At 36.7% G+C, this 5,711-nt stretch carries 6 protein-coding genes and 1 pseudogene; 4 read left to right on the plus strand and 3 right to left on the minus strand.

The annotated features are described in order from the left end of the window. Positions 1 to 328 precede the first annotated feature (328 nt). A complete protein-coding gene (locus NQZ91_11070; protein ID UUM58910.1) occupies positions 329 to 1,267 on the plus strand; it encodes a tyrosine-type recombinase/integrase in 939 nt (312 codons plus the stop codon). Between the two features lie 102 nt (positions 1,268 to 1,369). On the opposite strand, the pseudogene NQZ91_11075 reads toward NQZ91_11070, so the two are convergent. The 3 genes and pseudogenes from NQZ91_11075 to NQZ91_11085 all read right to left on the minus strand — a co-directional run bounded on the left by NQZ91_11075 (position 1,370) and on the right by NQZ91_11085 (position 2,382). Continuing rightward, a pseudogene (locus tag NQZ91_11075) lies at positions 1,370 to 1,432 on the minus strand (rRNA adenine methyltransferase). Between the two features lie 4 nt (positions 1,433 to 1,436). Then, positions 1,437 to 2,174, minus strand: coding sequence for a 23S rRNA (adenine(2058)-N(6))-methyltransferase Erm(B) (erm(B), locus tag NQZ91_11080; GenBank protein ID UUM58911.1), 738 nt, complete (start codon positions 2,172 to 2,174; stop codon positions 1,437 to 1,439). Positions 2,175 to 2,298: 124 nt separating this feature from the next. Further along, positions 2,299 to 2,382 carry a 23S rRNA methyltransferase attenuation leader peptide gene (locus NQZ91_11085; protein ID UUM58912.1) on the minus strand — a complete coding sequence of 28 codons (84 nt, stop codon included), beginning with the start codon at positions 2,380 to 2,382 and terminating at the stop codon, positions 2,299 to 2,301. A gap of 1,222 nt (positions 2,383 to 3,604) precedes the next feature. On the opposite strand from NQZ91_11085, the gene NQZ91_11090 reads away from it, so the two are divergent. The 3 genes from NQZ91_11090 (at position 3,605) to NQZ91_11100 (ending at position 5,354) form a co-directional block, all read left to right on the plus strand. Then, positions 3,605 to 3,886, plus strand: coding sequence for an antitoxin (locus NQZ91_11090; GenBank protein UUM58907.1), 282 nt, complete (start codon positions 3,605 to 3,607; stop codon positions 3,884 to 3,886). Beyond that, complete coding sequence (locus NQZ91_11095; protein ID UUM58908.1) at positions 3,876 to 4,196, plus strand: type II toxin-antitoxin system RelE/ParE family toxin; 321 nt, start codon at positions 3,876 to 3,878, stop codon at positions 4,194 to 4,196. The genes NQZ91_11090 and NQZ91_11095 overlap by 11 nt, the downstream gene beginning before the upstream one ends. 87 nt (positions 4,197 to 4,283) lie before the next feature. After that, complete coding sequence (locus NQZ91_11100) at positions 4,284 to 5,354, plus strand: replication initiation factor domain-containing protein (GenBank protein ID UUM58909.1); 1,071 nt, start codon at positions 4,284 to 4,286, stop codon at positions 5,352 to 5,354. Positions 5,355 to 5,711: the final 357 nt, after the last annotated feature.

Below are 5,711 nucleotides of genomic sequence, written 5' to 3' on the forward strand. Positions count from 1 at the left end.
AAATTGAGGTTAGTGTTTACTTAATTGAGTTTTTGTTTTCACTAAAGAGGTGTTAAGTGAATTTTGAGTAATGAGTTTTTTTAGAGAAAAGGTGGAAATATATTTTAGTCACATACCGAGTTTTTCAAGGAAGTCAGAAACAGAGAGCCTAACTCGTAAAAAGGTATTCATAGCATAGAATTGAAAAGTTGCTCATTTGTCATCGCATAGACAAAGGAAAAAAGTTGCGCATTGAGGAGAAAGTCCTCGGCATAGAGAAGTGATTATCTCGACGTTTGAACAGGTCTGAATAGTTGGAAAGCGTCCTAATAAAAAGAAAGGGGTCAATATGGCTAATACGGAAATCAAAAAGGGTCGCTGGGCAACCAAGCGAGCCAATAAAAAGAAGAAAGCTGAAAAGAAAGAATCTTATAGGAAAACAGGTCGCTTACGTTTACAAAGCATGCTGGAAGCAGGGTTTGGAACAAAGCGATCAAAAGACAAAGTTGAAGCTGATACAAAGAATAAAATTTATTCTAAATCAACATTTGTCACGTATAAAAACCAGTTTCGCTATTTTGCTGACTGGTTGGAAGTAGCTCATCCAGAAGCCCAAACCATCGAAGATGCGTTAGGCTTTGTAGATGAATACTTACAACGTTTAATAGACTTGAATCGTTCTGCTTATACTATCTCGACTGCAAAGGTTGCACTTGCTAAAGTGTTTGGAGTTGAGGGTACTTGTTTCATTAAAACTCCTCCACGCTTACGTGAGAACATCAAGCGTTCACGTGAGGAAGTAGAACGTGATAAGCATATCTCTAAGAAGAAAGAAGACACGTTATCACGCTTTACGAGTGCTACAGGACTTCGTAGGGCTGAGATGATAAGAATTGAAACAAGTGACCTTTTCTTTGATAATGGAAAGGCAATGTTGAAAGTAGGTAAAGGGACGAAAGGTGGGAAACCTCGTCTAGTAGAAATCGTAGGTAAGACAGAAGCGGAAACAAAAGATATTGTACGTTGGATACAAGCCCAAAGAGGGAGATTGTTTCCAAAGGTATCAAGTAACTATGACAATCATAGTTACAGAGCAAGTTATGCAACGAGGTTATACGAGCGATATGCTCGTGATGTAAGTAAAATATCTAATAAAAAAGAGAGATACTCTATGCGAAAAGATAGAGCTGGAGAAGTTTATGACCGTGTAGCAATGCAAATTGTAAGCAAGAATTTAGGTCATACAAGGGTATCAGTTATTGCACAATCTTATTTATATACCGACTAAAAGAAGAAAAAGAAAAAGGCTTGCAGAAATGCAAGCTTTTTTCTTAGCAAAATCTTTTAAATGCATAATATTAGTTGCTCATTCGATTTATATAAATCTTCATAATAATTTATCTCCATTCCCTTTAGTAACGTGTAACTTTCCAAATTTAAAAAAGCGACTCATAGAATTATTTCCTCCCGTTAAATAATAGATAACTATTAAAAATAGACAATACTTGCTCATAAGTAATGGTACTTAAATTGTTTACTTTGGCGTGTTTCATTGCTTGATGAAACTGATTTTTAGTAAACAGTTGACGATATTCTCGATTGACCCATTTTGAAACAAAGTACGTATATAGCTTCCAATATTTATCTGGAACATCTGTGGTATGGCGGGTAAGTTTTATTAAGACACTGTTTACTTTTGGTTTAGGATGAAAGCATTCCGCTGGCAGCTTAAGCAATTGCTGAATCGAGACTTGAGTGTGCAAGAGCAACCCTAGTGTTCGGTGAATATCCAAGGTACGCTTGTAGAATCCTTCTTCAACAATCAGATAGATGTCAGACGCATGGCTTTCAAAAACCACTTTTTTAATAATTTGTGTGCTTAAATGGTAAGGAATACTCCCAACAATTTTATACCTCTGTTTGTTAGGGAATTGAAACTGTAGAATATCTTGGTGAATTAAAGTGACACGAGTATTCAGTTTTAATTTTTCTGACGATAAGTTGAATAGATGACTGTCTAATTCAATAGACGTTACCTGTTTACTTATTTTAGCCAGTTTCGTCGTTAAATGCCCTTTACCTGTTCCAATTTCGTAAACGGTATCGGTTTCTTTTAAATTCAATTGTTTTATTATTTGGTTGAGTACTTTTTCACTCGTTAAAAAGTTTTGAGAATATTTTATATTTTTGTTCATGTAATCTCTCCTGAAGTGATTACATCTATAAACAAATACAGAAGTTAAACGATTTGTTTGTAATTTTAGTTATCTGTTTAAAAAGTCATAAGATTAGTCACTGGTAGGAATTAATCTAACGTATTTATTTATCTGCGTAATCACTGTTTTTAGTCTGTTTCAAAACAGTAGATGTTTTATCTACATTACGCATTTGGAATACCAACATGACGAATCCCTCCTTCTTAATTACAAATTTTTAGCATCTAATTTAACTTCAATTCCTATTATACAAAATTTTAAGATAATGCACTATCAACACACTCTTAAGTTTGCTTCTAAGTCTTATTTCCATAACTTTAGGGTTAACCATACGCAAGACCAATCACTCTCGGACAATACTCATGATTTTAATGATAAAATCCATGTTAAACCCATAGATAAGAAATACACCTGCAATAACCGTTACCTGTTTGTGCCAATTTAAAAATGCACCACTTTTTTATAATTAAAACGGTTGAAAACTGTACCACTAATAACTCACAATAGAGAGATGTCACCGTCAAGTTAAATGTACAAAATAACAGCGAAATTTTTAAATCTATTTCTTATCGATACAAATTCCTCGTAGGCGCTCGGGACCCCTAATAGTATCAAGATAAGAAGAAAAGGGTATTTTGCTCCGCAAAAACCCTTTTAAAAACCGTGGGCTTCCGCCCACCCCTGACAAACGCAATGCGTTTGATCATGCCTCTGAAAAGTAGCTTTATCACGTAATTACTTTTCGTCGCTCAGCAAAAGCTAAATGCCTAAAATAAAAAGACAAGGGTAAACGTTGCTCACGTTGTTCGCCCTTGTCTTTATTATTTATAGCCATTTTAAACGCTTATGCCGACGAAAAGTAATAATCACGTGTAAATATACTCGAATTGATTTAAAACGTCTTAGAACGCAAATATGAGCTTCTAACGACTTAACCCCCTTGGCTTTTCAGCAGGGGGCATATTTTTTATTTAATTCCTCACTCTTTATAAACTTGGTTTTCTTTTTGCCAATTCGATTTTATGTACTCTTTTATAAAAAGAGTATTCCTCTCTGTTAGCAATTCGAACCAACCAGCAGGAGCTCGGTCAGACATACAATAATCAGCAAAATCTTTTAGCAGAGTGGTTAATATTTCCCTAAAAAAGACCACTTCCGAGAGAAGTAGTAGGAGTGAGCTTATGCCGAGAAAACTTTTGACTAAAAGCTGGGCCGAAGTACGCTTGGACGGGCTGAGCCGAAAGGCTTTAGCGTTTCGGGCAGGCACGTCAGCAGGACGACTGGCCAAGGTTTCTTTTAGTCAAAAGGAAATTGGAATAAGTCAGCGAACGGTAGTATTTGCGACTAACTTTATTTTAGTGTATAATTAACGTGTCGAGGGAACAAGTTTACTTAAAGGAGGAAATATTATGACTACAGCATTGAAAAATGTAGCATTTAAAATGGATTCAGATACTTTAGATTTAGCTAGCGAGGTTATTAAGGAGAATGGATATAACCTTAATAAAGTGATGAGATTGTATTTGAAGAATGTAGCTATTACTAAGAAAATTGATTTGCCAACTGAAGAAGAATTAGACAATGAATTTTTGTTTATGCAGTTAAAGAGTGAAGTTAAACAAAGGGTTTCAGATGTACAGAATGGAAAATATTATTCTGATTCTGATTTGGTAGAACGATATGGATTATAAGATTAAATATGCGGAAGGAGCGCTGAAAGATTTGGACAAAATCTATGATTTTGTTTCAAATGTCAGCGTTTCTGGAGCAAAGAATGTAGTCAATAAGATTCGTTCGAAAGTTAATAATTTAGCTTTTATGCCGTCAGGGTTTGATTTTGATGATAGAATTGGACGCAGATTGCATGACAGTTTCAAAACAGAAGCGATAATCTCAGGAGATTATCTTATTCTGTTTGTGGTAGATGAAAAGAATAAAGAAGTGATTATCACTCATTTTATTTCTTCGAAATCAAATTATATGAGGTTGTTAAAAAAATAGAAAGGTCAACAAAGACGAAAAGCCCAGACGGCAATCTGGACTTTTCTGAGAAAATTTAATTACTTAATTTGTTGAATAGATTATAGCATGAAATCTAATGAAATTCAAGTCCTTGACCCTACTCAAAGAAGAGAAAAAGGGGATAAAGGGATAGTTATAAATGAGTGGGAAAAATTGACCGCCCCTTCTAACAGGCGGTTAAGTATGCAAAGTTTGCACTTTTTGAGTTTTGACCTTGATTGGTCGATAGACAGAATTACAATCGTAGGTGTTTTGAACCAGTTCGATTTTGCTCACACCTTTGTCAACGAGGACGGAGAAATCATCTATGAGAAAGGCGAAGCCTTTTCGCTCAACCAAGCAATGCCAATCCTTGCGAGAGAGGGGGCTGCTGAACCCGCTGGAGCTGGTTGGCGCTTGGTTGACAAATACGGAGAGAATATCGCTTACGTCGAAACTCTACCTTTCAAAGACCCAAAAACTGGCGAGGAGAAAGGGCGGATTGACTTCAACCCAAACAAGATTCAGCAGTTTTTGAATACTGATTTGCGTACTTTCATTCAGACAATGTTCAAGAATCCGCACTTCTCACGGGCTGACATAGCTTGCGATATTCTCAATCTTCCAGACGACTACGTGAGCCAATATAGGCTGGCTGATGCGGTCTCATTCAGGCCGTATTATGGCACGAATGGAGCGCTTGAGACTGCCTATTGGGGCGCACGTTCGTCTGAACGTCAAGTTCGTATGTATAATAAGCGACTGGAGCAAGAGAAGAAGCGACAAGTTTTGCCCGAAGAGGTAAAAACTTGGTGGCGCCTGGAGCTTCAGTTACGGAGAGGGAAAGCAGATGAATGGGTCGATATTGTCCACGATACGCTAGATAGCTTTTATTCTTTGCATTATTTTCCTACTGATATGAAGGTTACTGATAAAGTAATGATAGCAGGCTTACACGCTGATCATCAGCTCATTAGTCAATTAGCGGTTAGGACAAGGCAAAAGTATCGTAAGTTGATGAAACAACTTACGAAGCAAGACGAGCTGACCCAACATTTGAAATCCACGTTCTCGAATGAAATCGAGCGCTTGAAAAATGAGTTGAGTTTATGGCTTCACAATGCTAAGGTGGCAGAAAATGAAGCAGGGGGAGAGTAGACGTTAGTCTGCTCTTTTTTTGTCTGCAATGCGGTAGCGCAGACAATCGCCCGTATGAGGGCGACAGAGGACGTTGGGAGCGTGGAGCGACCTTCGGACGATAATTGTTTATACGTTAGTTTTGGGAGCGGTAGCGAGCAAAAATGAACGTATAAACAGTTATCTTGTTGTTTAATTGTCTAACTCGTTTTTTTATTTTTTTCTTTTTGTGGCATGATTAAGGTATGAAGATATTGACTAACTAGAGAAGCTGGTATGAGGAAAAAGAAAAGTAAAGAAGTTTATCGTGCAAATTGGTACTTAGGAAGAAAAAAGAAAGAGGAGGAAAAAATTTTAGTAGAAAAAATGTAGTAGTTA

It is taken from the genome of Streptococcus suis, assembly GCA_024583055.1.
Classification (GTDB): domain Bacteria; phylum Bacillota; class Bacilli; order Lactobacillales; family Streptococcaceae; genus Streptococcus; species Streptococcus suis_V.

Bases quoted from the DNA above. Each gene is read 5' to 3' on its own strand.
- NQZ91_11070 (UUM58910.1), top strand. From the start codon at position 329: ATGGCTAATACGGAAATCAAAAAGGGTCGCTGGGCAACCAAGCGAGCC.
- NQZ91_11085 (UUM58912.1), bottom strand. From the start codon at position 2,382: ATGTTGGTATTCCAAATGCGTAATGTAGATAAAACATCTACTGTTTTG.
- NQZ91_11090 (UUM58907.1), top strand. From the start codon at position 3,605: ATGACTACAGCATTGAAAAATGTAGCATTTAAAATGGATTCAGATACT.
- NQZ91_11095 (UUM58908.1), top strand. From the start codon at position 3,876: ATGGATTATAAGATTAAATATGCGGAAGGAGCGCTGAAAGATTTGGAC.
- NQZ91_11100 (UUM58909.1), top strand. From the start codon at position 4,284: ATGAAATCTAATGAAATTCAAGTCCTTGACCCTACTCAAAGAAGAGAA.